The organism is Campylobacter sp. IFREMER_LSEM_CL2101 (assembly GCF_025771825.1).
In the GTDB taxonomy this organism is placed as follows: Bacteria; Campylobacterota; Campylobacteria; order Campylobacterales; family Campylobacteraceae; genus Campylobacter_D; species Campylobacter_D lari_C.
On sequence record NZ_JAKMQZ010000004.1, the window covers coordinates 113002 to 138786 of the forward strand.

The window sequence follows — 25785 nt, forward strand, 5'->3', positions numbered from 1 at the left end:
AGAAAAATAATGTTAATAAGTAAAAAATTTATGTCAGAACAGGGAGAGCTTAACAAAAAAGTTATCGATTGGGCTATTGAAGTTAAAACACAATTAGCAACAGTTGATAGAATTTTAAATGTAAATGAAGATGGAGAGTATATAGACGACATCACACCTGAAGAAATACAAGCAGGTACTCATGCAATAAAAGAATACTGTCTAGCAAATAAAAATGAGAATTTATATTTTGAATACCTATTAGCAATTTCACAAGAAGATGAAAAATTAAATGTTTTAAAAGAAAAGAAAAAACATGAAATTCAAACTAAAAGAGATAAGGCTTTAGAAAGTGGACTTGTTTATAATGATCATATTTTCCAAACAAGAGAAAAAGATAAACTCAACATCAATGGAGCTGTAACTAATTTAATGCTTGATATGCAAAGTAAAGCTAACTCAATCTCTGAAATCATTTGGATTGATATCAATGATGAAAAAGTAACTTTTACACCACAAGATTTTTTAAAATTTGCTTCAATGGTGGCTTATCATACCCAAGAAATTACATTTAAAGCAAATGCATTAAAAGAAAGAATAGAACAAGCTAAATCTGAGCAAGATTTAGAAGCTATTGTTTGGGAGGAATGATGAAAAAAGTAATTTTAAAACCATTTAGCAAAGATAGATTTATACTTGTACAAGATTATGAGTTTAGTTTAAAAAGCTTTAAAGGAAAAATCCCTGCTAATTTTACAAGCAATGGAGCAAATGTTCCTAGAATTTTTTGGAGTATTTTTCCACCAAACTCACCTGAGTATTTAAGTGCGGTTGTTGTGCATGATTATTTATGCCAAAGAGCTAATACTAGAAATGATTATAAATTAGCAGATTTGGCTTTAAAAGAAGCTATGCAAGCCTTAGGATGTTCTGGTGTTAAAACTTTTATTTTTTATCATGCATGCAATAGCTTTCATGCAATTAAATGCTTTTTAAAAGGTATTTAAAGGAGTTTAAATGGATTATGGCATTTCTTATATACCAGAAGATGGGCAAGGTGGCTTAATAAAACCTCCAATTCAAAAACCAGAAGTAATTGATAAAGAATTTATAGAAAAACTTATAAATGAAAAACTAAGTTATACTAAAGATGGTTTAAATGGCAAAAATGCTTTAAATATAGAGCTTAAAGTAGAAGGTAAAAAGCTTTTTTATAGACATTCTTTAAAAGAAAATCCTATTTTTACTTTTAAAGAAAAAATAGAGTTTCAAGCAAGCTCTTTGGCTTATTTTGAAAAATTTACAATTAAAAGCTTTCCAAATAATGCAAAAAAAGCAAAAATATCTTTAATTACTATTTTTGCAGATAATGGAAAAAATTTTAGCATTAGTGCTAATACTCAAGGATCTTATGAGTATCTTGGAAAGTTAAATCCAAAAGAAGAAAGCACTGTGTTAATCAATGAAAAAAGCGCAATATTTAAAGCAGAATTAGATTATAAAATTTTAAAAGAAAACACTCTAAGTTCTATTGAGCAAGCTTTATATATTGATAAGATTTTTATCACTTTAGATTTAATTGATGAGAATGAGCAAGTCATATCAAAATGCGTTATTTCTTATACATTCTTACAAGAAGATTTAAACTCAGATTTTCAAGAATTATATGATTTTAATAATGCAGCTAGCACTTTAAGCACAAAAACAAAAGAATTAAAAAAAAGGAGTTAAATAATGGCAGCTAATTATGGAGTTAATTTTACTATAGAAAATGGTGCAGCTAGTCCTATAGCTATACAAAGTGATACACCTATAGGTATAGCTGGAGTGATTGAGGGTGCAAGTAAAGATATGATTTATACTAAGGCTGGATATGAGAGTGCTCAAACTATGCCAATTTTTGCTTTTTCTAATGTAAGTAAGGCAAAAGAGTTTGTAAGTGATTTGATTAAAGAGCATAATTTACAAGATTTTAGACTCTTAGACACTTTAGAATGTATTAATTTGCAAAATGTTTCTAATGTGATTATCATTAGTTTTTTTGAAAAAGATACAGAGGATGAAAACACTTTAGTAAATGCAAGTGAAGCGATAGAAATGTTTAAAAAAGCAAAGCATCGCACAGGCTTTGCTCCTGATTTAATCATCGCTCCTTATTATTCTCATGAAGCAGGCATAAAAGCTAAACTTCAAAGCGTAGCAGAGGCTATGAATATTACAGCTATAGTAGATTTATATGCAAATAATGCTGGAGAAGCTATTAATGCTATGGAAAGTTTTAGCTCAAAAAGATTAGTTGCAGCTTGGCCTTGGGTGCAAATTTTAAATACCCAAGGAAAATACACCTATGTTCCTCAAAGCCCAATCATAGCAGCAATGATAGCCCATACTGATGGAGATAAAGAATATGGCTTTAGTGATTCTTACTCCAATAGAGTTATGAATGGGGTAACTGGGAGTGAGCATTTTGTGGAATTTATTATGGGTGAAGATTGTGATGCAGATAGATTAAGAAAAAATCATATTTCAACTTGTATTCTTTATGAGGGCTTTAGAACTTGGGGTGGTGAAAGCAGCGATGAAGATACCATATGGCAAGATTTAGCAAGAGTAAGAACTTTTGATCGCATAGCCATAGCAGCTCAAAAAGCTTCTTTTAAAGCAATTGATAAAAAAGCTAGTGAGCTTTATTTTGTGAAGATTAGTGTTGAAGAAATGCTAAGAAATTTAAAAGGTGCTAAGGTTTTAATTGGCTATGATGTAGAGTGGGATGATGAGCAAAACACTCCAAGCAATGTTAGTGCTGGTAAGTTTTACTTAAAAGTAAAAATCATGAATAACCCAATTGTAAAACAACTAACCATTAACTTCAAATACTCAGATGAGTGGAGTGATGATTTGATTAAAACTATGCAAGGAGAGTAAAAATGAAAAGAAGAATCGGGGAAGTTATACAAGAATGTAATGTTTATATAGATGGTCAGGGTTACTTAGGAGTAGTTAGAAATCTAAAACTTCCTGATATAGAGCAAGAAATGATAGAAACAAAAGGAGTTTTAAGTGCAAATTATGGTAGTGGCGTGTTAAAACCATTAGAAATCTCTTTTAAACTTTCTGTGGTTGATCCAGTAGTTTATGCTGCATTTTTTCATACAACTTATAGCACTATTAAAGCACCCATTCTTTTTAGAGAAAGTGTGCATCAAGGAGGTGATAATCATGGAATTAGCGCTGAAATTATGGGTGAGTTTATAAGTTTAAATGAAAGTGATCATGAAAGCGGAAAAGAAGTTGAAGTTGAAGTAAAAATGGCTGTTCATTCTTATATACAAAAAAGAAACAAAATACCAATTATTATTTATGATCATAAAAATACTATTTTAATGATTAATGGTATTGATTTAATGAGTGGTGTACGCTCTAATTTAACTATTTAAATGCTGGTTAATTGAAATTTAAACATTAAAAGGAGTAAAAGATGAAAGAAAAACTAATTAAACTTGAAAATGGCGAAGAGTTAAAAATGAAAGCACCCAATGTGCGTGTTTTAAAAAATGCTACCAGTAAAAGTGATAAAGAAATGGATCAAACTATTTATATGATAGCTACGCTTACAAATAAACAAGAAAGTGACATAGAAGAATTAAGTCTTAAAGATTTTATGGCTTTGCAAAATGCTCTTAAAGATTTTTTGCAAGAAGCAGGAGTTATAGCCTAGAAGCTGTAGCTCTTATAAGCCATAGTTTAAATTGGGGTTTAAATGAGGTGTTAGATTTAGATTTGGAAGAATTTGAAAAAGCTTTAGAAATAGCAAAAGAGTTGTTAAAAACTAAGAGTTTTTAATTGTTTTATTCTTAAAAGAACAAAATTTTAAAGCTACATATAAAACAAAGTCTAAAACTGCAATTAAACACCAAGTTGGTAAAACAATTAAAAGTGCGATAGGTGGTATAATCATCATTAAAATAGCAGTTGTGATAATGCCTATAAAATAAGAAAAGATAAAAATAGCTATTGTATTGAAAAAACCATCATTTGCACTTTGATAACTTATTAAAAAAGCAGGTATAAGTGTTGTTAGTAATAAAGCAATGTGCGAAATTGTATCTTCATTAATAAATTTTAAAATTTTCATAGCAAAGATTTTAAAATACAAACACTTAAAAAGGGTTGAATGTGGAAAATGCTGGAAGTATTGGAATTGGTGTTGTTTTAGGTTTAGTGACTAAAAATGCAAGTGCTGTTGGTAAAATAGTTAAAGATTTTAATAATTTAGAAAAAGTAGCAGTAAAAACCAAACTCGGCATTGGTGGCTTACAAAAACAACTAGATACCCTTAAATTGAATAGCAATCTAAGAGAAGAATTAAAAGCTCAAAGAAAAGGATTGCAAGATGAAATTTTTACCTTAGGAAATTTAATAAGCAGTGGGATTGTTGGCAAAAGTATAAAAGTTGGAATTGATTTTGAAAGCGCAATGGCTGATGTAAAAAAAGTAACAGAGCTTAGTGAGGGACATAGTTTAAAAGATTTCAAGCAAGATATTATAGATTTAAGCAAAAAACTGCCAATGAGTGCTGAAGAGATTGCAAAAATAGTAAGCGAAGGAGGAAAGTTAGGTTTAGCTAGTAAAGAAGCTCTTGAGTTTGGAAAAACAGCTACTGCAATGGGCGTGGCTTTTGAGATGGGAGCAGATGAGGCTGGTGAGGCCATAGGTGGTCTTATGGCAAATTTGCAAACTGATGTAAAAGGTATAAAAGATTTAGGTGATAGTATTAATTATTTAGCAGATAAAGGTTCTAGTGATGCTAAGAATATAGTAGATATTATAAGTAGAATTGGTGGAATGGGCAATCTTGTAGGACTTCAAAGAGAAAATATGGCTGCACTTGCGGCCACCCTTGATGAAGTGAAAATTCCTGCTGAAGTTGCAGGAACAGCAATTTCAAGTATGCTTACTAAACTTTCTACAGCAGATGCGTTAGGAGAAAAAGCAGAAGAAGCTTTTATGCAATTAGGGCTTAGTGGTGAATTTATGAAAAAAGCTTTAAATGAAAACTCTCAAGAAGCTATCAATCTTTTACTTTCACGCATAAAAACACTCAACAAAGAATCCCAAATAGGAGTAATAACTAATATTTTTGGCAATGATAGTGGTACAATCAGAGCCATGACTACTTTAGTAAATGGTTATGATCGCTATCAAGAGCTCTTAAAAATGGCAAATTCTGAAGAGAAAAAAGGGTCTATGGATAAAGAATTAATTAACAAGTGTGATACAACAGCTGCTGCTTTAAAAATACTTGGCAATAACATTACTGCCATTGCAATTAAATTTTCAGATGCTTTGCTCCCTGTAGTTAAATCAGTAGCTTTAGGCTTTAGCTTTGTTACTAATATTATAGATACCTTACTTTCAAATTTCCCAGTACTTAGTACAATTATAGCTACAGCTACCGTTACTTTTTTACTTGCAAAACCAGCAATATTAGCATATGCATTTGCTAAAAACTATGTTAAAGATTCCACTCTTTTATTTAAGAATGCCTTAATAGCAGCAAGAATTCATCTTTTAGCTTTTGCCAATTCTTGTAATATTTCAAAAATATCACTTATCGGTAAAGCTTTTGCATTAAAACTAGTAAGAATTAGATTAATGGCTAGTGTGATTACAGCGATTATTTATAAAAAAGCTGTTATAGGATTAAATCTTGTACTAGCAAATCTTTCTAAAGCTTTTATATATGTAGCAAGATGTATTAAAATTTTAACCATAACAATGCTTACTAGTCCACTTGGTATTGCATTAGCTGCAATTGGCATTGCTGCAGGAGTTATTATAGCTAACTGGGACAAAGTTAAGATTTGGTTTGTCTCTTTTATAGAATGGTTAAAGCCGATATTTAACCCAATAGTAAATATTTTTAATTCTATTTGGCAAGGAATAAGCGACTTCTTTTATGGTATTTTTGGCGGCATGTTTGAATGGTTTGGAGATAAACTTTCTTGGATTAGTAAAGCAATAGCTTCTGTAGGAAATTTCATAAATGATGTTTTAGGATTTTTTGGTTTAAATGATGATGAAGTTAAAGTAAGTACCAATAAACAAAGTGAAGAAAAGATTATTAATGCTTATAGGGATGAATTACCACAAACAAATGAAATTTTAGAAGCAAAAAGTATTAAACAAATGCCAATTAATTCTACTCCAAGCTTTAACAATGGCAGTATCAATGTAACGGTCAATGGTACTTTTAATATAGCCACAAAAGATGGTAATTTTAATATGAAAGAGTTTGCTACTGCTATACAAAAAAGCATATTTGATGCTTTAAGAAAACAAGAGCAAAATAAAATCAATACTACAATTTATGGGTAATTTATGAGCGATTATATAGAGATTAAAGGACTTGAAAACTTTTTTAAGGCTTGTGATAAATTAATAGATATGGACAAACATGGGCAAAGCATTTTAGCAGGTGCTGGAGAAAGTATGAGAAATGCTATCATAGATTCTTTTAAAAACGAGCGTAGTATTTTTGGGCAAAAATGGCAAGGTTTAAAACCAGCAACAATAAAACAAAAAATTAAAGAAGGAAAAAATAATGGTATTTTAAAAAGAGATGGTGAGTTAAGCAAAGAAACGAATTGGCAAAGTAAAGTTAGTAAAAATAGTGTAGAAGTTTTTAATAATATACAAAGTAAGAAAGGTTTTAAATATGGACTTACTCATCAATATGGTAGCAAAAAGAAAAATATACCAGCAAGAGCTTTTTTACCAATAGATAATAACAATGTTTTGCATAAAAGCGTAAGAGAAACAATTTATGAAGATACCAAAGATTTTATTAAAAAAATTAGCAAAAACTAAAACAGGAAAGCCATAAGCTCTCCTTTCTAAAAACTAGCAAAAGCATTATAACCTTCTTTTTAGAAGCTAGCTAATTAAATTTTATTTTAAAAGGAATTTGTTATGAACACTATAAACAAATTTCTAAAAACTAGCACACAAACTAAACCTACACAAACTAAATTAAAAGCTGCATTTGCTTGGGTGGGTGGTAAAAACTATTTAGCTAAAGAAATCATTGCTTTAATGCCAGAGCATAAAACTTATATAGAAGTTTTTGGTGGAGCTTTGAGTGTTTTTTATCAAAAAAGCCCCTCAAAAATAGAAGTTATTAATGATATAAATAACGAGCTTATTAATTTGCACCTTTGCATAAGAAACAAACCCCAAAGTTTAAATAATGTATTAAATTCTTTATTTGTAAGTAGAAAGATATTTGCAATGATAAAAAATAAAGAATTAAAGCCAAGAAATGATATAGAAAGAGCTGCTTTTTATTTTTATCTTATAAACACTTCTTTTGGATCAAGTATGGGTCAATTTGCTATGAGTAAACAAAGAGCGCCAAAAAGATTGCTTAGAGATTTTAGCTTACATACACAAAGGCTTAAACATGCTAGCATTGAGAATAAAAGCTTTGAATATATTTTAAAAGAATATGATTACAATGAGACTTTGTTTTATTTAGATCCACCTTATGTGGGGACTGAAAATTATTATAAAAACACTAATGGTTTTGGAATAAAAGAGCATAAACTATTAAATGAGTTATTAAAAAACATCAAGGGTAAATTTATGCTTTCTTATAATGATTGTGAGCTTGTAAGAGAACTTTATAAAGATTTTAATTTTAAGGAGTTAAAAGTAAGATATTCTTTAAATAACAATGTTTTAAAAAGAAAAGAGAGCAAGGAGGTTTTAATAATGAACTTTTAAGAATAAAGTTAAGAGAATATTTTTTAATATTCTCTTTTACTTAAGCAAAGAAGCTAAAAAATCTAAAGCTTCTTTTCTAAAATTTTCTTTGCATTCTTCTAGATAATCTTTTTCTAAAATAGCTCCGTATTTTAATAAGAGTAAAATAGCTCCAAAATTATTATGATTAATAGCATAAAACATAGGTTGTTCGCCCATACATTCTTTTGTGGCACTCATACCGTTTTTAAGATACTCTAATACAACATCATTGTTGCCATTGCAAATTGCATTTATAAATCCCTTGCTAACACCTTGTCTTATATCTAATATTGTTCTATTCATCTTTTTTATCCTTTTGTTTTGATAAGACAACATTAGCTTGGCTTAGCTGAATGTGTGCTGTTGTAAATTATATTGTTTTAACCCAGCTTGATACGACATTTAATAAGTGATTATAGTCTTTACTTGTAGCTTCTTTAAAAAACTCATCTCTAATATCTTTGTGTATTTTAGCTTTTTTTAAAGCACTATCAACTCTAGCTAAAATTGAAAAAGCATTACCATCTTCTCCGACCAATTTAACTTTTATATTTGGATATTTTATACTCATTTTTAACCCCTTAAAATTCACAAAAAGTGCTTTTTAATTCATATCTTTGTTTTTTGCTATTATATTGAACTACAAATTTCCTACCTATAATATATCTTTCAAATAAAGGCACTTGTATAATGGTTTTATCTTCATTTATTTCAAGTATTTTTGCAATAGAATAAGAATATATTCCCATATTATAAATAGTCATAAGCTCTAAGATATTATCTCTTACTAGATAATCTTTTTCTTTTAAAAGTCTTTTATACAAAAATTTAAATTCATCTTCTAAATCCTGCATAATTTTTTCTTTTAATTCTTCATCAGTATAGTTTTCAATCTCTTTCATTTTTTCTCCTTTTGTTGATTAAATACACAATAGCTTGGCTTAGCTTATTGTGTGCTGTTAGATCTTAGAAAGCTCTCCAACTACCACACCAACTAATAAAAAATCTCCATTTTTATAAAATATGTCTTTATATAAAGGGTTTAAAGAGTGTAAAATTACTCCATTGTCTTGTTTTAAAACTTGTTTGATAAAAAGTCCATCTTTAGTATTGACCACACAAATGCTTTTGTTTTTAAAAGTTTTATTTCTATCTATTACGCAAATACTTCTATCTTTGATAATTGGCTCCATACTCTCACCATAGCAAGTAATAAACTCACAATCTTTTGTTTTAAAAAAATCTAATATCTTTTGATCTATTAATATGTTTTCAAAGTCTAAAATATCATTAATACCACCTCCGCCTAAGCTAGCATTGGTTTTATATAGTTTTAAAATTTTATATTTGTATTCACATTCTAATTGATCTTTTGGAGAGCTTCCATAAAAGAAGTAATTAATACTGATATTTCTTTTTTCTAAGAAATTTAAAATATGTGCATAAGGAATGGAGTTTCTAAATTTCATAGAATTAAAAGTGTCTGGATGGATACCTAATTCTTTAGCTATATCTTTTGTTTTTAATTCGCACTTACCTTCACTTGCAAGTATGTCTTTTAACTTCTCAATTACTTCTTGCATTTGCATGATCAATCCTTTTATTTTAATTTAAAAGAATTTAACAAAAAATTGCAAAAAGCAATGAAAAGATTTTATTTTGAAATATTAAAAATAATGTATAATTTTCCAAAAAGGATTTTTATGAATGGTAGTGATATTTTCTTTTTTGGTGCGGGTTTTTCAAAATCTCTAAATAATTCTTATCCAACTCTTGCCGAGCTGTCAAACTATTTTTTGGATAATAATTTTATACATGAAAATGAAAAAATCTACAAAGATAATTTGGAACAGCTTTTAACTTATCTTATAACGCCTTTGCCTTTTAAAACAAAAGAAGATATCTTAAGAGATGAAGCTTCTTATATTGAAAAAATAAAAAAGATTGGAAGATATTTTTTAAATTTGAAAAATAAAAATATTACTAGTTCAAACGAAAATATAGAAAGTCTATCACAATTTATAAATAAAAACAAATGTACTTGTATAACATTGAATTATGATTTATTACTTGAAGAAATGTTGTTTTTAACACTAGATAAAGAAGTATCTAAAGATAATGTTTATAATATATTTTATAAAATGCCTATAAAATATATCGATGAAAGAACAGAATCAGTGCAACAAGGCTTTAATTTTTATAATAGTAATCTTGATAACGGTAAAAAAAATTCAACTGAAATTATTAAACTACACGGATCAATTAATTGGTATTGTGATCAAATTTATCAAAATAGTCCTATATATTTTTATAGTCACAATACAACTAGCCAATTTGAAGAATATCAGGAAAATATAGGAAAAGAAAGTTTGCGACAGCTTATTATCCCTCCTATACTTGATAAAACAAGTAATTATAACCATATTGAAATACAGTCTCTATGGAAGAAAGCTTTTAAAGCTATACAAAAGGCTAAGAATATTTATATTTATGGTTTTTCTTTTCCTATAACAGACTTATCTGTTGTCTATCTTTTTAAAAGCGCTCTGCAAAATAAACAAAACTATAAGATATATGTTATCAACACTAAGAGTAATATTGATGATAAAAAGAAAAGGTATAATGAAATTTTTGGTGAGGACAAATGTGATTTTAGTTTTTGTTGTGATGATAATTTAGAAAAATTAGCCAAACATTTGAATAAAAAATAGTTGGAAAGTTTAAGTTTTCCATGTAACTATCCTCCAAACCTTAAAGCTATAGATAGTTACATATTATTCTTGTGTAAAAAGTGGTTAAACTATGATTATATAGCGTTTTATAAAGATAGTTACATTAAAAAAAACATAAGTTTATTTTAAGTAAAAATGTAACTATCTTTAGAAAGTAAAACATTTTTAGGATTTAAAATTTACAACTAAACTTCGCCTTTATCTACCTTTTAAACAGCATTTAATCGTTTTCTTGGGATAAAACGGATATTTTGGGATATTTGGGATATTTTACGCTTTAGATTTGGAAAGATAAAAAGTTGTTTTTATATTTTTTAAAAGCCTATTATTTGGGAGTTTTGCTAAAATTATCTAGAGATAGTTACATATTCTTTTTAAAATACCCCTTACAGAAGGGCTAAAATCTATTAAAAATATATAAAAAATTAAAAGTAAGAAAGCAAAAATACTAATATCAAGCTTCAAACTTCTATAAGGAAAATATCGTTTATGAAAAAAAGCGTATAAAGGAGCAAAAATCAAAAAGCAAAAGCTAAATAACAAGCCCAAATGATACCCGCTAATAGCAATTAAATGCGCGATATTATAAAAATTTACATCATTTCTAAGCTCACTTGATACATTTTTTGCAAAAAATAAAGCCCCATAAAATTCTTTGATTTTTTCATTTTGATGTTGATTTAAAAAATACCTTATTAAAGTATTTTCTTTTTGTGTTTTGGTTTTGTTAAAATCATAACTTGGCGCATAAAAACTTTTACTAAGATAATCTTTAAAGTTAATATTTTTAGTGATAATTTTAAGATTTATCACATCATTTTTATTTAAATTTAGATCTTTAAAGCTAGTGGTGTAAAAAATAAAATCAGAATTTTTGAGTTTGAAAACTTGATATTTTTTACCTTTTTTATTAGTTTTTTCATAAGAAGATAAAACGATATTATCTTTAAGTAATAAATGCTTAGTAAGTTTAAAATTTTGATATTTTTTGTACTCATAGATGAGATTTAAACTAAAAATTGCTAAAAAACATAATAATAAAATAAAAAATTCTCTATAAGTTTCTTTTATAGAGAATTTTAAACTCATTTTTTCTTAGAAAAGCGTGATAAATATAACCATATAATAAAAATTAAAGTGATTATAAAAGCAGGAGCTATGTAAGGATAGTTGGTAAATGCTTCAAAAGCTTCTTTTAGGGTATTTCCAAAAATAAAACCAGCATAACCTAAAATAACAGCCCAAATCAAACTAGCTAAGGTATTGATGATAAAAAATCTTACAAAGCTAAATTTACAAAGACCTGCTGCTATAGGAATGATAGTCTTTACTCCATAGATAAATTTTTGCACTACTAAAAGCAAATCACCATATTTTTTGATTTTCATCATAGCAAGAGCGATTTTTCTTCTATGATTTTTAAAATAAGGCATTATGTCTTTTTTATAGTATTTTCCCAAGATAAATAATAAAGTTGAGCCTATGGTATTAGCTAAAAAGGCTAAAAATATACACAAATGCAAATCAAGTTTGGTAGAACTTGCACAAAGTACCCCGGCAGCAAGTATAGCAACCATACCTCCACCAAAAGAATAAAAAAATAAAATCAAATAGCCATAAGTGCTTAGATTATCTATCATTTCTTGCATGAAAAACCTTATCTTGCAAAATCAATAGCTCTAAGCTCTCTGATGACATTGACTTTTATTTCACCAGGGTATTGAACTTTTTCTTGAATTTCTTCAGCTATTTCTTTAGCTAAAAGCACAGATTCATCATCATTGACTAATTTTGCATTAACAATAACTCTAATCTCCCTACCAGCATTAATAGCATAAGCTTTTTTAACCCCTTCTTTACTTTTTGCTATATCTTCAAGTTCGCTCACTCTTTTTAAGAAGGCTTCTAAAACTTCACGTCTTGCACCAGGGCGTGCAGCGCTTAGTGTATCTGCTGTACAAACTGCAGCTGATTCTATGCTAATAGCTTCTTCATGCCCATGATGAGCATAAATTGCATTAATCACAACAGGATGTTCTTTATATCTTTTGCAAAGTTCAGCTCCTAAGTCTACATGAGAGCCTTCAAATTCATGTGTTAAAGCCTTGCCTATATCGTGTAAAATCCCAGCTCTTCTTGCTAATTTTTCATCCCCACCACACTCAGCTGCTATGATTCCAGCTAAATGTGCCACTTCTAAAGAATGTGCTAGAGCATTTTGGCCATAACTTGCTCTATATCTTAATTTTCCTATTAATTTAACAATTTCAGGATGTATATTATTAAGTCCTAGATCCATTACTATAGTTTGACCTTCTTCTAAGATATTATCTTCAAATTCTTTGCAAACTTTTTCATGAATTTCTTCTATTTTTGCAGGTTGTATTCTGCCATCTTCAACTAAAAGTTCAATTACCTTTGTAGCAATGGCGCGTCTATAAAGATTAAAACAACTTACTATAATCGCTCCAGGTGTATCATCGATGATAATATCAACACCCAAAACCATTTCTAAGGTTTTAACATTTCTTCCTTCTTTACCTATAATACGACCTTTTAGCTCATCATTTTTGATATTTACTACATTGATTAATCTTTCAGCAGCAAATTCTCCTGCAAATCTTGAAGTGGCTTGTGCTAAGATAAAATTAGCCTTTCTTTTAGCTTCATTTCTAGCTTCTTCTTCGTATTTTCTAACAATATGAGCAATCTCAGCTCTTGAGTTTTCTTCCACTTTTTGTAAGACAATGTTTTTTGCCTCTTCTTGTGTAAGACCAGCTGAATGTTCAAGGATTTTTAAAACATCATTTAGTTTTATTTCATAGTTTTGTTTTAAATTTTCATTTTCCTCATGTAAAGCTTTTATAACTTGTTGCTCTTTTGCTAATTTATTTTTGTTTTCTTCATGAAGTTTTTCTTGATAATGAAGATTTTGTTCTTTTTTGTTAAGCTCTTCTAGTTTAATAGAATGCTCTTTTTGTAGTTTTTGAATTTTTTCATCGAATTTTTTCTTTGCTGCAAATTCAGCTTCAGCAACTGAATTTTTAGCATCTTTAAGTGTTAATTCAGCTTCGTATTCAATGGCTTTTGCTTTTGCTTTTGCTTGCTCTAAAAAGATATTGAAATTTGCATCATTAATCTTTTTGGCGACTATATACCCAATCCCTCCGCCTATAAAAACGGCTATTAATGCGACTAATATTTCTATCATTGTTTTTAACTTTCCTAAAATATTTTTTATAAGGGTTTATATAAAAATTTCCTTTTATATCATGATCTTGGCTAAAAAATTGATCAGATTTTGCATCTATCATTTGCGTAAAAATAACCAAAGGTTTTTTATAAGAAATGCTTTCAAAAAATCTATCGTAAAAACCTTGACCATGACCGATTCTTCCTAATTTTGCATCTACACCTATTACAGGGATAATCGCAACATCAATGCGAGTTTGCAAAAAAGAATCTTTTGGTTCATATACCCCAAAGCTCTTTTTTTCAAGAGCTAATCTTAATTTTACTACCTTTAAACTTTTATCTTGCATAAATGGGACGAAAATTTGATATTTTTTTGTTAAAAAATGTCTGAATTTATAAAGATTAATTTCATATTTTAAAGGGATATATATAAGGATATTTTTACAATTTTTGTATAAATTTAGAATTTTCATTATTTCTTGAAAAACTAAAAAATCTCTTTTGTATTGATATTTTAATTTTAAATGCATTTTGGATTTTTGTTTTATTCTAAAATTGTTTTTTATCAAGGCTTTCCTTAAAGTTTTTAACTTTTTATGTTATACTTTTAAGCTTAAAAAATCATAAGGATAAGAATTGAAATTTAAAATTTTTTTAGTAATTTTTATCGCGGTATTTTTTGCTTCATGCTCTAGTGATAAAGAAAATTCTAGTACTGAAAATACAGACAATGCAAGTTTGACTCAAAGTGAAAATACTGATTTTACTTTGAAATTTTTGGATGGTAGAAAAATGTATGTGAAATATCATGAGCAAGCATTTAGTTTTGATGATACGGCTAAAGCTAAGTTGTTTGTTTTTTTTACAAGTTGGTGTGCGCCTTGTAAGGCTCAAATTCCACATTTAAATAATCTAAATAAAAAATATCAAGACAAATTTGAAGTAATAGCGCTTTTTTTAGAAGAAAATAAAGAGCAAGAAATATTAACTTTTATAGAAGATGAAAAAATGAAATTTCCAGTGGCTATAGGGGGGAATAATTTTGTTTTTTCCAAGGTTTTAAATGTCAGTTCTGTACCAACAATGGTGTTGTTTAATGCAAAAGGCGAAAAGATTAAAGAGTATTTAGGGATAATTCCTGAAGAAATGTTAGATATAGATATACAAAAAGCGATAATGTAATGTTTGGATTTTTAAAAAATGGTTTGAAAAAAACCTTAGAAAGTATTCATTTAGTTAAGGCTTCAAATAAAATCATTACTAAAGATTTGCTTGAAGAAATGCTTTTAGAAGCTGATGTGGCGTATGAAATAGTTGAAGAGATTATTTATTATCTTCCTCCAAATGATGAGGTTAAAAAGGCTGATTTAGAGCGTGTTATGGGGACTTATTTTATTTATGATAAACCAGAACTTGCTAATGCCAAGCCTTTTGTGGATTTGATTTTAGGTGTAAATGGGGTAGGTAAGACTACAAGTATTGCTAAAATGGCGCATTTACATAAAGAAAATGGCGAAAAAGTTATACTTGGAGCTTGTGATACTTTTAGAGCAGGAGCCATAGAGCAGTTAAAGTTATGGGCGCAAAAATTAGATATAGATATCATAGCTACTTCACAAGGACACGATCCTTCAGCAGTTGCTTATGATGCTATTTCTAAAGCTTTGGCAAAAAACTATGATAGGGTTATTTTAGATACAGCAGGACGCTTGCAAAATCAAAAAAATCTTGCTAATGAGCTTGAAAAAATCGTTCGCATAAGCGATAAAGCTATGCAAGGAGCTCCTCATAGAAAAATCCTTGTACTTGATGGCACTCAAGGTGTGGCAGGAATTTTGCAAGCAAAAGCTTTTAATGATTTAGTAAAACTAGATGGAGTGATTATTACAAAACTTGATGGAACTGCTAAAGGTGGGGCTTTGTTTAGCATAGCAAGAGAACTTGAGCTTCCTATTTTATATGTAGGAGTAGGGGAACAGCTAGGACAAATTCATGAGTTTAATCCTAATGAATATGTTAAAACTTTAGTTGAAGAGATTTTTGCGTAATTTATGGCTAAAAAACATATTTTATTTGAATGCCAAGCTTGTGGAAATCAACAAAGCAAATGGCTAGGAAAATGTCCTGAGTGTGGTTCTTGGGATAGTTTTGTTGAGTTAAAGCAAGAACAAATTAAGGTTTTAAAAGAGTTAAATTCACTCTCAAACACTCCAAGTTCTGCAGTATGTATCAATGATGTTATAGCAGAAAATTTCACACGTATTAGTACTGATGATAATGAGCTTGATTTAGTTTTAGGTGGTGGGCTTGTTGTGGGTTCTTTGGTGCTAATTGGGGGTTCACCCGGAGTTGGAAAATCCACGCTTTTATTAAAAATTGCTTCGAATTTGGCTAAAAGTGGTAAAAAAGTGCTTTATGTAAGTGGAGAGGAGAGTAAATCTCAAATCAAACTGCGTGCAGATCGTTTGAATGCAAATTGTGAGAATTTATTTTTACTTACTGAACTTTGTTTGGAAGATATTTTAAGCGAGCTTTCTAAAAAAGATTATGAAATTTTAATTATTGATTCTATTCAAACTTTATATTCTAATAAAATTACTTCAGCAGCAGGTAGTATCACTCAAGTTAGAGAAATTACTTTTGAGTTAATGCGCTATTCTAAGGCTAATAATATTAGCACTTTTATCATAGGTCATATCACTAAAGATGGGGCTATAGCTGGACCTAGAATTTTAGAGCATATGGTAGATGTAGTGCTTTATTTTGAAGGTGATGCTAATAAAGAAATAAGAATTTTAAGAGGTTTTAAAAATCGTTTTGGAAATATTTCTGAAGTTGGTATTTTTGAAATGACTTCTAAGGGTTTAATTAGTGCTAAAGATATAGCTAATAGATTTTTTACGCGTGGCAAGGCAGTAAGTGGTAGTGCTTTAAGCGTGGTAATGGAAGGAAGCAGAGCTTTGGTGTTAGAAATTCAAGCCTTAGTTTGTGAGAGTGCTTACCCAAAACGCAGTGCAACAGGCTATGAAAAAAACCGTTTAGATATGCTCATAGCTTTACTTGAGAGAAAGCTTGAAATTCCTTTGGGGCATTATGATGTTTTTATTAATGTAAGTGGTGGGGTGAAAATTAGTGAAACTGCGGCAGATTTAGCGGTGGTTGCGGCTATTATTTCAAGTTTTAAAAACCGCCCTTTAAGCAAAGATAGTGTTTTTGTTGGTGAGCTTAGTTTAAATGGTGAAATCAAAGAAGTATTTTCGCTTGATGTGCGTTTAAAAGAAGCTAAAATGCAAAAATTTAAAAATGCCATAGTGCCTGTAAAACCTATGGAAGACCTTGGTTTAAAATGTTTTGTAGCCAAAGAATTACGTGAGGTTTTAGAATGGATGTAAAATTTGATGTAATTATTATAGGTTCAGGTCTTGGAGGCTTAAGTGCAGGTGCTTTTTTAGCTAAAAATGGAAAAAAAGTTTTAGTTTTAGAACAGCATTCTTTAATCGGTGGTTGTGCTACTTGTTTTAAAAGAAAAGGTGCTTTGATTGATGCGGGGCTTCATGAGATGGATTTAGGTGAAGCAAAAACTGACATGAAGCATTTGGTTTTTGAAAAACTTGGTATAAAAAATAAAATTGAAATTTTACCTTTACCAAGTGCATGGAGTATTAAAAGTAAAAATTATAATCTAACTTTACCTCATGGCATAGAAAAAGTAAAAGAGGTTTTGAAAAAAGAATTTCCGCAAGAAAGCAAAGGCATTGATAAGTATTTTAAAGCTATAAAAACGCAAGCTTATGCTATTCGAAGATTTCCTTGGGATTTAAAATTAAGTGAATTATTGTTATTTCCATTTAGTACTTCTTGGATATTTATTAAAAATAGATTGTTTGATAAAAAAGTTTATGATGTTTTAAATGCTTATATTAAAAATGATAAGCTAAAAAAGATTTTAAATGCAAATTTAAGTTATTATCATCATGATAGTAAAGAATTTATTTTTAGTTTTCATGGTATTGCTCAAAAGCATTATTATGATGGTGGGGTGTATATTAAAGGTGGCTCGCAAGCTTTAAGTGATGCTTTGGCTGAGGTTATCAAAGAAAATCAAGGACAGGTTTTAGCTAGGGCTGAAGTTGTTAAAATACTCACAAAAGATCAAAAAGCTTATGGAGTAGAATATATTCAAAATAATCAAAAACACACCATCCATGCGCAAAATATCATCGCAAATTGTGATCCTTTAATCGCATATAAAGACTTGCTTAAAGATTTGAATTTAACCCAAGAAATCAAAGCAATAGAATCTAAAAAGCGTGCTTGTTCTTTGGTAAGTGCTTATTTTATTTATGATAAAGATATTTCTAAAATTTATGAAAATATGGATTATTGTAATTTTATATTTGAAGATGATTTTTTAAATAGTTCGTATGAAAATACTAATATTTTAAAACTAGATATCAAAAAAAGACCTATGGCTTTTGTGAATTATTCTAAGATTGATAGTGGTTTAGCTAGTGATAAATACATAGGTGTTGTAGCTTTTAGTTCAAATTATAGTGAATGGGATTTAAATAAGCAAGATTATAAAGTTAAAAAAGAAGAAGTATTAAAAGCCATAGTGCAAAGGCTTGATGAGATTTTTCCAAATTTAAGCTCATACTTGATCCATCAAGAATTAGCCACGCCAAAAACTATACAAAGATACACTAGAGCTTATGAGGGCGCAATTTATGGATTTTCTCAAGATCAAGAAGGAGCTAAATATAGATTACATTATAAAAGTAAAAGTATAGAAAATTTATATTTTGCTAATGCTTTTATATTTCCCGGTGGTGGTTTTACAGGTGCGATTTTGGGTGGATATTTTTGCGCTAATAAAATGAATTTTCATTAAAATATAAGCAATTTTTTTTTATAATATTAGCTTTGAAATATTTATTCTGCTAAGGATTTTTAATGAAAGATTTATTTTTATTTAGTTCTTTTATAGATTCTAGTCACACTTTTGCATACTTTTTTCATTTGGGTATAGTGGTTGTGATTTCTTTGATTTTAGCAAAACTTGCTACAAGATCTATGCAAATTGTTCCAAGAGGTAGTCAGAATTTAGCTGAAGCTTATATGGAAGGCATTTTAAGCATGGGTAGAGATACCATGGGTAGCGATGAAGCTGCTAGAAAATACTTGCCTTTAGTTGCAACTATAGGTTTTATGGTGTTTTTTAGTAATATTATAGGAATCATCCCTGGTTTTGAAGCTCCAAGTGCTAGTTTAAATTTTAGTGCTTCTTTGGCTATTATAGTATTTGTGTATTATCATTTTGAAGGTATTAGAACTCAAGGATTTTTTAAGTATTTTGCACATTTCATGGGACCTGTGAAAATTCTAGCGCCTTTAATGTTTCCTATAGAAGTGGTTTCTCATTTTTCAAGAGTTATTTCTTTATCTTTCCGTTTATTTGGTAATATCAAGGGAGATGATTTATTCTTAGCAGTTATTTTAGCTCTTGTGCCTTGGGTTGCACCACTACCTGCTTATATGCTTTTAACTTTTATGGCATTTTTACAATCTTTTATTTTTATGATTTTAACTTATGTTTATTTAGCAGGTGCAACTGTAGTTGATGAACATCATTAATTTTTAAAAAGCAAAAAATATTTTTTGCTTTTTCTTTTTTAATCTTCCTCTTTTATTCTTTTTTAAACTCTTTTTGAAATAAAAAACGCTAGAATAAACAAAAAATTCTAAGGAAAATTTTAATGTTTGAAGTTGTTATAGGACTTGAAGTTCATGCACAATTAAATACAAAAACAAAAATCTTTTGTTCATGTGCAACTTCTTTTGGAGAAAAATCAAATACTAATGTATGCCCAACATGTTTAGCTTTGCCAGGTGCTTTACCTGTATTAAATCAAGAAGCAGTGAAAAAAGCTATAGCATTTGGAAAAGCAGTTAATGCAACTATAAATAAAAAAAGTATTTTTAATAGAAAAAATTATTTTTATCCTGATTTACCAAAAGCTTATCAAATTTCGCAATTTGACATTCCTATAGTGGAAAATGGCGAGTTGTTTATCAATGTAAATGGAGAAAATAAACGTATAGGTATCACTAGAGCTCATTTAGAAGAAGATGCGGGGAAAAATATACATGAGAGTAATTTTTCAAAAGTAGATTTAAATAGAGCAGGTACACCTTTGCTTGAAATCGTTAGCGAGCCTGAACTTAGAAGCTCTGATGAGGCAGTGGCTTATTTGAAAAAGCTTCATTCTATTATAAGATTTTTAGATATTTCGGATGCAAATATGCAAGAAGGTAGTTTTAGATGTGATGCTAATGTTAGTATTCGTCCTAAAGGTGATGATAAACTTTATACTAGAGTAGAGATTAAAAACTTAAATTCATTTCGTTTTATCCAAAAGGCGATTGAGTATGAAGTAAAACGCCAAAGTGAAGCTTGGGAAGATGGAAAATACGATCAAGAAGTAGTACAAGAAACAAGATTATTTGATACAGTTAATTTAGTTACTAGAAGTATGAGAGGTAAGGAAGACTCTGCTGAATATAGATATTTCCCTGATCCTGATCTTTTACCTGTAATTTTAGATGATGAAATGCTAAGTCAAGATATACCAGAACTTCCTGATGAGAAAAAAGCTAGATTTGTTAGTGAGTTAGGTATTAAAGAAAGTGATAGTGAAGTGATTGTATCTTCATTAGAGCTTTGTAGGTATTTTGAGTATTTAATTGATCAAAAATTAAACCCAAAACTTTGTGTTACTTGGCTTACGACAGAATTAATGGGACTTTTAAAAGGTGAGTTAACTATAGAAAACTCACCTATAAAACAAGAAAAATTAGCTATTTTGATCAAACGTATAGAAGAAGGTGTTATTAGCGCTAAAGCAGGTAAGGATATTTTAGCTTATGTGTTTGAAAATACAGAAGTTGAAATTGATGATGCTATTGAAAAACTTGGTTTAAAACAGGTTAGTGATGATGGTGCTATTGAAAAGATTATTGATGAAATTTTAGCAAACAACGAAGATAAAGTAGCTGAATATAAAAGCGGTAAAGATAAACTTTTTGGTTTCTTTGTTGGTCAGGCAATGAAAGCAGGCAAGGGTGCATTTAATCCTGCTAAAGTGAATGAAATTTTAAAAGCAAAACTTGGTTAAATATGAAAATAGCAGTTGTTGGTGCAGGAAAATGGGGAAGCGCTTTATATGATGCATTGAGTGTTAAAAATGAATGCGTAATAACTTCTTTTCACAAAAAAGATCTTTCTTATTTTGTTAGCACCAAAGAAGCTTTAGAATATGAATATTTAGTTTTTGCTTTATATGCTCAAGGAATACATGAGTGGCTTGCAAATAATTTTAAAGATTTAAATCAAAAAATTCTTGTAGCTTCTAAGGGTATTGATTGTAAGAGTTTAAAATTTATGGATGAGGTTTTTGGTGAGTTCATAAGTAGCGATAGACTTTGTTTTTTAAGTGGTCCCTCTTTTGCAAGTGAAGTTTTAGAAAAAAAACCTTGTGCTTTGGTTGTTAGCGGTAAAAATCAAGATCTTTGCAATCAATTTGCAAGTTTTTTTCCAAATTATATTAAAACCTATACAAGTTCTGATGTTAAAGGTGCTGAAATTTGTGGTGCATATAAGAATGTTTTAGCAATTGCAAGCGGGGTTTGCGATGGTTTAAATTTAGGTAATAATGCAAGAGCTTCTTTGGTTTCAAGAGGCTTGGTGGAAATGCACCGTTTTGGGCAGTTTTTTAACGCTAAAGAAGAAACATTTTTAGGACTTAGTGGGGCTGGAGATTTATTTTTAACAGCTTCTAGTAATCTATCAAGAAATTATAGAGTAGGTTTAAGTTTGGCTAGTGGCAAAAATATAAAAGATATTTTAATGGAGCTTGGAGAGGTAGCAGAAGGAGTGCAAACTGCTTATGCTATACATTCTTTATCGAAACAATTTCAAATTTATACCCCTATTGTTAATGAAGTAGTCTTAATGCTAGAGGGTAAGAATGCTTGGGAATCTTTGAAAGATTTGATGTCATCAAAGGAGGAAATATCATGATTATCAAAAATGCAAAAATTTATGGTGAGCAAAAGCTTGATCTTAAAATAGAAGATGGAAAAATCACTCAAATTGCTAATGATTTAAATGATGATGAGCATATTGTTGATATAGAAGGTAAGACTTTACTTCCTTCGTTTATTGATTTAAATGTTAGTTTACTTGATAATGAATTTAGTATAGATAAATTATACGATCTTGAAAAAGCATGCTTAAAAGGTGGGGTGGGGACTATTGTTTTAAAAGATAGTTTAGAAGCTAACACTCAAGGCTATGCGCTTTATTTTGATAAATTAAAATCTTTAGATATTAATGTTTTACCTACTATTAATGTATTAGATAAAACAGAAAAATTAAAAAATATTGCTACCTTAATTGATATGGGCGCAAAAGGATTAGAGCTTTCAAGTACTTTGGGTGCAAATTATTTAAGACAATGTATGCAATATGCTAATATGAAATCAACTCCGGTGTTTTTAAAGTGTTTTGATGAGAGTTTTGATGATCATGGAGTGATGAACGATGGACAAATAAGTTTTGAATTAGGACTAATAGGAATTAGCGATATAGCTGAAACTAGTGAAGTGGCAAAAATGAAAGAACTAGTGGAATTTTATAAAAACAAAGCTTGTTTTAGCTCTTTAGCAATTGCAAGATCATTTGAGTTATTGCATGATCAATATAGTGAAATTTCAATCCATCATTTAATTAAAGATGAAAGTATATGTGAAAATTTCAACACTCAAGCAAAAATCTTACCTCCTTTAAGAGCAAAAGATGAATTAATAAGCCTTAAAAAATTACTTCAGAATAAAAAAATTACTTTCTTAAGCTCTTTGCATACTCCTAGCACTAAAAAAGATTTAGCTTTTGATGAAGCAGATTTTGGAGTTAATGCTATAGCTATGTATATGAGTTTATGTTTTACATATTTAGTAAAAGAAGGTATCTTAACTTGGAAAGAATTATGTGATTTTACAAGTTATAATCAAGCGCAATTTTTAGGATTAAACAAAGGTAAAATAGAAATTGGCTTTGATGCTGATTTAGTTGTATTTGATGAAAAACTTTCTTTTAGTGGAGAAGGTTTATATGTAAATGATATCTTGCAAGGTAAGGTAGAGAAAAGCTTTATAACAGGAAAAGTTTTTAGCATTTAAGCTAAAAACTTTTATTTATTTTGCATAGCTTGTGCTACTTGAGCTGAGCTATTTCTAATTTTTTCCATACACTCTCTAGCCTCTTTAGCTAAGTCCACACTTTGATTTACGCCACTTAAACCATCTTTTATACTTTGTACTACTTCAGCTGTTACATTTCTAATAGAATTAATGGTAGTAGTAATTTCATTTACTGAGTGTCCAGTTCTTTCAGCTAGATTTCTAACTTCATCAGCAACTACAGCAAAGCCTCTACCATGCTCACCTGCACGCGCTGCTTCAATAGCTGCATTTAGTGCTAAAAGATTAGTTTGATCAGCTATATCGCTAATAGTTTGGATAATATTTTTGATTTCTTCTGATTGCTCATTTAATGATGAAACCAAATTACTACTATTATTCATCATATCAGCAATGCCTTGAATATTTTGAACTGTATTTTCTATAACGCTATCACCTTCTTGGGTTAAATTATCATTTTGTTCTGCTAGCTCGCTAATGAGTTTTAATTTTTCCTCATCTCTTACAACTTGCTCGGTAATATCTGTTGCAAATTTAATAACTTTGTAAATTTCTCCATCATCATTTTTGATAGGATTATAACTTGCTTCTAAATGGATTAGCTTGTTATTTTTGCCAAAGCGTATGAATTTTCCTGATTGAAATTTACCACTTCTTAGTTCTTCCCAAAAAATTGTATATTCTTTTGAATTTCTAAATTTTTCTTCACAGAACATACTATGGTGTTTTCCTTTGATTTCACTTAATGAATAACCCATAGTTTGAGTAAAGTTTTCATTAGCATTTAAAATCTCTCCATAAGGATTAAATTCAATAATAGCCATAGAACGATTAGCTGCATCTATGGTATTTTTTAGATCAAGCATTTCATAGTGTCTTTGAGTGATATCATTAGCAAATTTAATAACCTTATATACTTCGTTATTTTGGTTTAAAATAGGGAGATAATTTGCTTCAAGATAGATGTCTTTTCCGCCTTTTGCAATACGTCTAAAAAGACCATTTCTTGATTTACCACTTTTTAAATCTCTCCAAAAATCAACATAGCGCTGTGATTTTACTACCTCAGGTAAGCAAAACATACTATGGTGCTTTCCTTTGATCTCTTCTAGGGAGTAATTCATGGTTTTTAGAAAATTTTCATTGGCGCTAATGATGGTTCCGTCTGTTTGGAATTCTATCATTGCCATAGTTTTACTTATAGCATTAAGTATATCTTGAAAGGCTTGATTAGATTGCTCTAATTGAGTAATTTGTTCATTAATTTTTTTCTTGTTGATAAACATAAAACCCCTTTATAAAATAATTTGGAATTATATAGTGTTTTTTAAAATAAATAATTTGTTTATATTAGTTTTTTGTTAAATTAGAAAATTTTTCTTGCAAAGAAGTTCTTATTGAATCATTGATTTTTTCACTATCATTTAGATATTGCTCGTTAAGTTTTTCAAGCTCTTTTAAAAACTCAAAAAGAGTTTCCTCCCATAAAGCACTATTTTTTTTACTTAAATTCATGGTTTGAATATGATTAAGTTTTCTATTCATATCACTTAAATTTTCTAAAAATTCATCTTTATGATTTTCATTTTGAAGCGTAAAGGTATCTTGCAAAAGATTGTTTTTGATATTTCTTATTTCTTCATTGATTAGATCACAAAACTCAGGATAAATATCATTTTTTATAGGCTCAAGTAAAGCTTGCTCATCTAATTTTAATGTATATTTTTTAATAGCAAAGAAAAGAATTAAAAAAGCTATCGCGCTAATTAAGAGATAAAAAGCCATTTTTTAAATTTCCTTAAATGGTGCGGTTAGCGAGATTTGAACTCGCACACGCTGAGCGCACCACCCCCTCAAGATGGCGTGTCTACCAATTCCACCATAACCGCATAAAGCCCTAATAGGGCTTTAAATTAAGCTGCTACTAATGCTTGGAATGGATTAGCATAAAGAGCGATAAGAGCAATAACAAGTGCGTAAATAACTTGAGCTTCAATCATCGCTAAAGCAATAAACATAGTAGTCATTAATTTACCACCAAGACCAGGGTTTCTAGCAGTACCTGCTATAGTTGCTGCTGCAGTGTTACCCATACCGATAGCTCCACCTAAAGCTGCAACACCAAGTCCTAAACCTGCTGCTAAGATAGAAAAAGAAGCTAACCATTGATTCATAGAACCTTCAGCTGCAAATGCAAAACCGCTTAAAGCTAGCATTAAAAATACGATTTTTTTCATAGTTTTTCCTTATAAAAATTTAAATCCTTTCGGCTTGCGTATCCCTACTCGTGATTTATAAAAGCGAAATTATATATCAATATAGCTTTAAAATTATTGAAATTTAAATTAATATATCTATTTTAAAACAAATTAAAGTTTTTTTTAGCTACATTAAAAGTTTTTTATAGTTTTATAAATTTAAGGTTATTTTTATGAATGAAAAATTTTCTAAAATAGGTTTTGTATTAGCAGTAGCAGGCTCAGCTGTTGGGCTTGGAAATGCTTGGAAATTTCCAACTTTAGTAGGACAAAATGGAGGCTCAGCCTTTGTGCTTTTGTATTTACTTTTGACTTTGGGAGTAGGTTTTGTGATATTTTTAGCCGAACTTAGCATAGGAAAACTTAGTGAAAAAGACCCTGTAAATGCTTATTATACTTTAGCACCAAAACACAAAAGAGCTTGGTCTATAGTTGGCTTTTCTTTAATAGGCGCTATTTTGATTGTTTCTTTTTATAGTGTGATTATAGGATGGATTGTAAAGTATGCTTATTTTGGGTTTTTTCCTTTACCAAAAAGCATAGAAGAAAGTGGC

The 25785-nt window shown here is 29.3% G+C and carries 29 protein-coding genes, 1 tRNA gene and 3 pseudogenes; 19 read left to right on the forward strand and 14 right to left on the reverse strand.

The window, feature by feature from the left end:
- The first annotated feature begins 9 nt into the window (after nucleotides 1-9).
- From L8V88_RS03970 to L8V88_RS03995, 6 genes are read left to right on the forward strand one after another with little or no spacing between them, the layout of a single operon-like run.
- On the forward strand, nucleotides 10-630 hold the full coding sequence (locus tag L8V88_RS03970) for a DUF4376 domain-containing protein (RefSeq protein WP_263726920.1): 621 nt from the start codon (nucleotides 10-12) through the stop codon (nucleotides 628-630).
- A complete protein-coding gene (locus L8V88_RS03975; protein ID WP_263726921.1) occupies nucleotides 630-986 on the forward strand; it encodes a DUF1353 domain-containing protein in 357 nt (118 codons plus the stop codon). Before L8V88_RS03970 ends, L8V88_RS03975 begins: the two co-directional genes overlap by 1 nt.
- Nucleotides 987-996: 10 nt before the next feature.
- The gene (locus L8V88_RS03980) at nucleotides 997-1710 is read left to right on the forward strand and encodes a hypothetical protein (protein ID WP_263726923.1); all 714 of its coding nucleotides are present in this window, start codon (nucleotides 997-999) and stop codon (nucleotides 1708-1710) included.
- A 3-nt stretch (nucleotides 1711-1713) separates the two neighbouring features.
- Nucleotides 1714-2904 (forward strand): phage tail sheath family protein, encoded by a 1191-nt coding sequence (locus L8V88_RS03985; RefSeq protein ID WP_263726925.1) that lies wholly within the window; start codon nucleotides 1714-1716, stop codon nucleotides 2902-2904.
- Between the two features lie 2 nt (nucleotides 2905-2906).
- Nucleotides 2907-3416 carry a phage major tail tube protein gene (locus tag L8V88_RS03990; RefSeq protein WP_263726927.1) on the forward strand — a complete coding sequence of 170 codons (510 nt, stop codon included), beginning with the start codon at nucleotides 2907-2909 and terminating at the stop codon, nucleotides 3414-3416.
- A 41-nt stretch (nucleotides 3417-3457) separates the two neighbouring features.
- The gene (locus L8V88_RS03995) at nucleotides 3458-3697 is read left to right on the forward strand and encodes a phage tail assembly protein (protein WP_263726929.1); all 240 of its coding nucleotides are present in this window, start codon (nucleotides 3458-3460) and stop codon (nucleotides 3695-3697) included.
- A gap of 111 nt (nucleotides 3698-3808) precedes the next feature.
- On the opposite strand, the gene L8V88_RS04000 is transcribed toward L8V88_RS03995, so the two are convergent.
- Entirely contained in the window at nucleotides 3809-4114 is a 306-nt protein-coding gene (locus L8V88_RS04000; RefSeq protein WP_263726930.1) for a hypothetical protein, read from the reverse strand.
- 41 nt (nucleotides 4115-4155) lie between these two features.
- Between L8V88_RS04000 and L8V88_RS04005 the strand changes: the two genes are divergently transcribed.
- The 3 genes from L8V88_RS04005 to L8V88_RS04015 all read left to right on the forward strand — a co-directional run bounded on the left by L8V88_RS04005 (nucleotide 4156) and on the right by L8V88_RS04015 (nucleotide 7764).
- Nucleotides 4156-6357 carry a phage tail tape measure protein gene (locus L8V88_RS04005; protein ID WP_263726932.1) on the forward strand — a complete coding sequence of 734 codons (2202 nt, stop codon included), beginning with the start codon at nucleotides 4156-4158 and terminating at the stop codon, nucleotides 6355-6357.
- 3 nt (nucleotides 6358-6360) lie between these two features.
- On the forward strand, nucleotides 6361-6849 hold the full coding sequence (locus L8V88_RS04010; RefSeq protein ID WP_257935827.1) for a phage virion morphogenesis protein: 489 nt from the start codon (nucleotides 6361-6363) through the stop codon (nucleotides 6847-6849).
- 102 nt (nucleotides 6850-6951) lie between these two features.
- Nucleotides 6952-7764: a DNA adenine methylase gene (locus tag L8V88_RS04015; protein ID WP_263726935.1), complete on the forward strand. Its 813-nt coding sequence runs from the start codon at nucleotides 6952-6954 to the stop codon at nucleotides 7762-7764.
- A gap of 36 nt (nucleotides 7765-7800) precedes the next feature.
- Here the strand turns inward: L8V88_RS04015 and L8V88_RS04020 are convergent, their stop codons facing one another.
- The 4 genes from L8V88_RS04020 to L8V88_RS04035 all read right to left on the reverse strand — a co-directional run bounded on the left by L8V88_RS04020 (nucleotide 7801) and on the right by L8V88_RS04035 (nucleotide 9374).
- Nucleotides 7801-8088: an ankyrin repeat domain-containing protein gene (locus L8V88_RS04020; RefSeq protein WP_263726936.1), complete on the reverse strand. Its 288-nt coding sequence runs from the start codon at nucleotides 8086-8088 to the stop codon at nucleotides 7801-7803.
- A gap of 67 nt (nucleotides 8089-8155) precedes the next feature.
- Nucleotides 8156-8350, reverse strand: coding sequence for a hypothetical protein (locus L8V88_RS04025; RefSeq protein ID WP_318529681.1), 195 nt, complete (start codon nucleotides 8348-8350; stop codon nucleotides 8156-8158).
- Between the two features lie 16 nt (nucleotides 8351-8366).
- Nucleotides 8367-8687, reverse strand: coding sequence for a hypothetical protein (locus tag L8V88_RS04030; RefSeq protein ID WP_263726939.1), 321 nt, complete (start codon nucleotides 8685-8687; stop codon nucleotides 8367-8369).
- A 57-nt stretch (nucleotides 8688-8744) separates the two neighbouring features.
- The gene (locus L8V88_RS04035; RefSeq protein ID WP_263726941.1) at nucleotides 8745-9374 is read right to left on the reverse strand and encodes a helix-turn-helix transcriptional regulator; all 630 of its coding nucleotides are present in this window, start codon (nucleotides 9372-9374) and stop codon (nucleotides 8745-8747) included.
- Between the two features lie 114 nt (nucleotides 9375-9488).
- Here L8V88_RS04035 and L8V88_RS04040 point away from each other — a divergent pair, with 114 nt between their 5' ends.
- The gene (locus L8V88_RS04040) at nucleotides 9489-10496 is read left to right on the forward strand and encodes an SIR2 family protein (protein ID WP_263726942.1); all 1008 of its coding nucleotides are present in this window, start codon (nucleotides 9489-9491) and stop codon (nucleotides 10494-10496) included.
- Between the two features lie 396 nt (nucleotides 10497-10892).
- On the opposite strand, the pseudogene L8V88_RS04045 reads toward L8V88_RS04040, so the two are convergent.
- From L8V88_RS04045 to L8V88_RS04060, 4 genes and pseudogenes are all read right to left on the reverse strand, one after another.
- Nucleotides 10893-11606, reverse strand: a pseudogene (locus tag L8V88_RS04045) (ComEC/Rec2 family competence protein); the annotation flags it as partial.
- The gene (locus tag L8V88_RS04050; RefSeq protein ID WP_263726943.1) at nucleotides 11603-12166 is read right to left on the reverse strand and encodes a DedA family protein; all 564 of its coding nucleotides are present in this window, start codon (nucleotides 12164-12166) and stop codon (nucleotides 11603-11605) included. The gene L8V88_RS04050 and the pseudogene L8V88_RS04045, both read right to left, overlap by 4 nt.
- Nucleotides 12167-12174: 8 nt before the next feature.
- Nucleotides 12175-13728, reverse strand: coding sequence for a ribonuclease Y (rny, locus tag L8V88_RS04055; RefSeq protein WP_263726945.1), 1554 nt, complete (start codon nucleotides 13726-13728; stop codon nucleotides 12175-12177).
- Nucleotides 13652-14281 (reverse strand): 5-formyltetrahydrofolate cyclo-ligase, encoded by a 630-nt coding sequence (locus tag L8V88_RS04060; RefSeq protein ID WP_214124961.1) that lies wholly within the window; start codon nucleotides 14279-14281, stop codon nucleotides 13652-13654. Before L8V88_RS04060 ends, rny begins: the two co-directional genes overlap by 77 nt.
- Before the next feature lie 67 nt (nucleotides 14282-14348).
- Here L8V88_RS04060 and L8V88_RS04065 point away from each other — a divergent pair, with 67 nt between their 5' ends.
- From L8V88_RS04065 to L8V88_RS04100, 8 genes are all read left to right on the forward strand, one after another.
- Nucleotides 14349-14894: a TlpA family protein disulfide reductase gene (locus L8V88_RS04065; RefSeq protein WP_263726947.1), complete on the forward strand. Its 546-nt coding sequence runs from the start codon at nucleotides 14349-14351 to the stop codon at nucleotides 14892-14894.
- Nucleotides 14894-15760, forward strand: coding sequence for a signal recognition particle-docking protein FtsY (ftsY, locus tag L8V88_RS04070; protein WP_220517071.1), 867 nt, complete (start codon nucleotides 14894-14896; stop codon nucleotides 15758-15760). The genes L8V88_RS04065 and ftsY overlap by 1 nt, the downstream gene beginning before the upstream one ends.
- 3 nt (nucleotides 15761-15763) lie before the next feature.
- On the forward strand, nucleotides 15764-17104 hold the full coding sequence (gene radA, locus L8V88_RS04075; protein WP_257938838.1) for a DNA repair protein RadA: 1341 nt from the start codon (nucleotides 15764-15766) through the stop codon (nucleotides 17102-17104).
- Nucleotides 17095-18603 carry a phytoene desaturase family protein gene (locus L8V88_RS04080; protein ID WP_263726948.1) on the forward strand — a complete coding sequence of 503 codons (1509 nt, stop codon included), beginning with the start codon at nucleotides 17095-17097 and terminating at the stop codon, nucleotides 18601-18603. Before radA ends, L8V88_RS04080 begins: the two co-directional genes overlap by 10 nt.
- 62 nt (nucleotides 18604-18665) lie before the next feature.
- Complete coding sequence (locus L8V88_RS04085; RefSeq protein WP_039668715.1) at nucleotides 18666-19346, forward strand: F0F1 ATP synthase subunit A; 681 nt, start codon at nucleotides 18666-18668, stop codon at nucleotides 19344-19346.
- 122 nt (nucleotides 19347-19468) lie between these two features.
- Nucleotides 19469-20887: an Asp-tRNA(Asn)/Glu-tRNA(Gln) amidotransferase subunit GatB gene (gene gatB / locus L8V88_RS04090; protein ID WP_263726950.1), complete on the forward strand. Its 1419-nt coding sequence runs from the start codon at nucleotides 19469-19471 to the stop codon at nucleotides 20885-20887.
- Between the two features lie 2 nt (nucleotides 20888-20889).
- Entirely contained in the window at nucleotides 20890-21792 is a 903-nt protein-coding gene (locus tag L8V88_RS04095; protein ID WP_263723872.1) for an NAD(P)H-dependent glycerol-3-phosphate dehydrogenase, read from the forward strand.
- Nucleotides 21789-22952 (forward strand): metal-dependent hydrolase, encoded by a 1164-nt coding sequence (locus L8V88_RS04100; RefSeq protein ID WP_263726951.1) that lies wholly within the window; start codon nucleotides 21789-21791, stop codon nucleotides 22950-22952. Before L8V88_RS04095 ends, L8V88_RS04100 begins: the two co-directional genes overlap by 4 nt.
- 11 nt (nucleotides 22953-22963) lie before the next feature.
- On the opposite strand, the gene L8V88_RS08000 is transcribed toward L8V88_RS04100, so the two are convergent.
- The 5 genes and pseudogenes from L8V88_RS08000 to L8V88_RS04120 all read right to left on the reverse strand — a co-directional run bounded on the left by L8V88_RS08000 (nucleotide 22964) and on the right by L8V88_RS04120 (nucleotide 25210).
- Nucleotides 22964-23512 (reverse strand): methyl-accepting chemotaxis protein, encoded by a 549-nt coding sequence (locus tag L8V88_RS08000; RefSeq protein WP_391527395.1) that lies wholly within the window; start codon nucleotides 23510-23512, stop codon nucleotides 22964-22966.
- Nucleotides 23492-24259 (reverse strand): annotated as a pseudogene (locus tag L8V88_RS08005) (PAS domain-containing protein); the annotation flags it as partial. The pseudogene L8V88_RS08005 and the gene L8V88_RS08000, both read right to left, overlap by 21 nt.
- Before the next feature lie 64 nt (nucleotides 24260-24323).
- Nucleotides 24324-24758, reverse strand: coding sequence for a hypothetical protein (locus tag L8V88_RS04110; RefSeq protein WP_263726952.1), 435 nt, complete (start codon nucleotides 24756-24758; stop codon nucleotides 24324-24326).
- Between the two features lie 18 nt (nucleotides 24759-24776).
- A tRNA-Leu gene (locus L8V88_RS04115) sits at nucleotides 24777-24862 on the reverse strand.
- 24 nt (nucleotides 24863-24886) lie between these two features.
- Nucleotides 24887-25210, reverse strand: coding sequence for a F0F1 ATP synthase subunit C (locus tag L8V88_RS04120; RefSeq protein WP_012661906.1), 324 nt, complete (start codon nucleotides 25208-25210; stop codon nucleotides 24887-24889).
- Between the two features lie 194 nt (nucleotides 25211-25404).
- Here L8V88_RS04120 and L8V88_RS04125 point away from each other — a divergent pair.
- A pseudogene (locus tag L8V88_RS04125) lies at nucleotides 25405-25785 on the forward strand (sodium-dependent transporter); the annotation flags it as partial.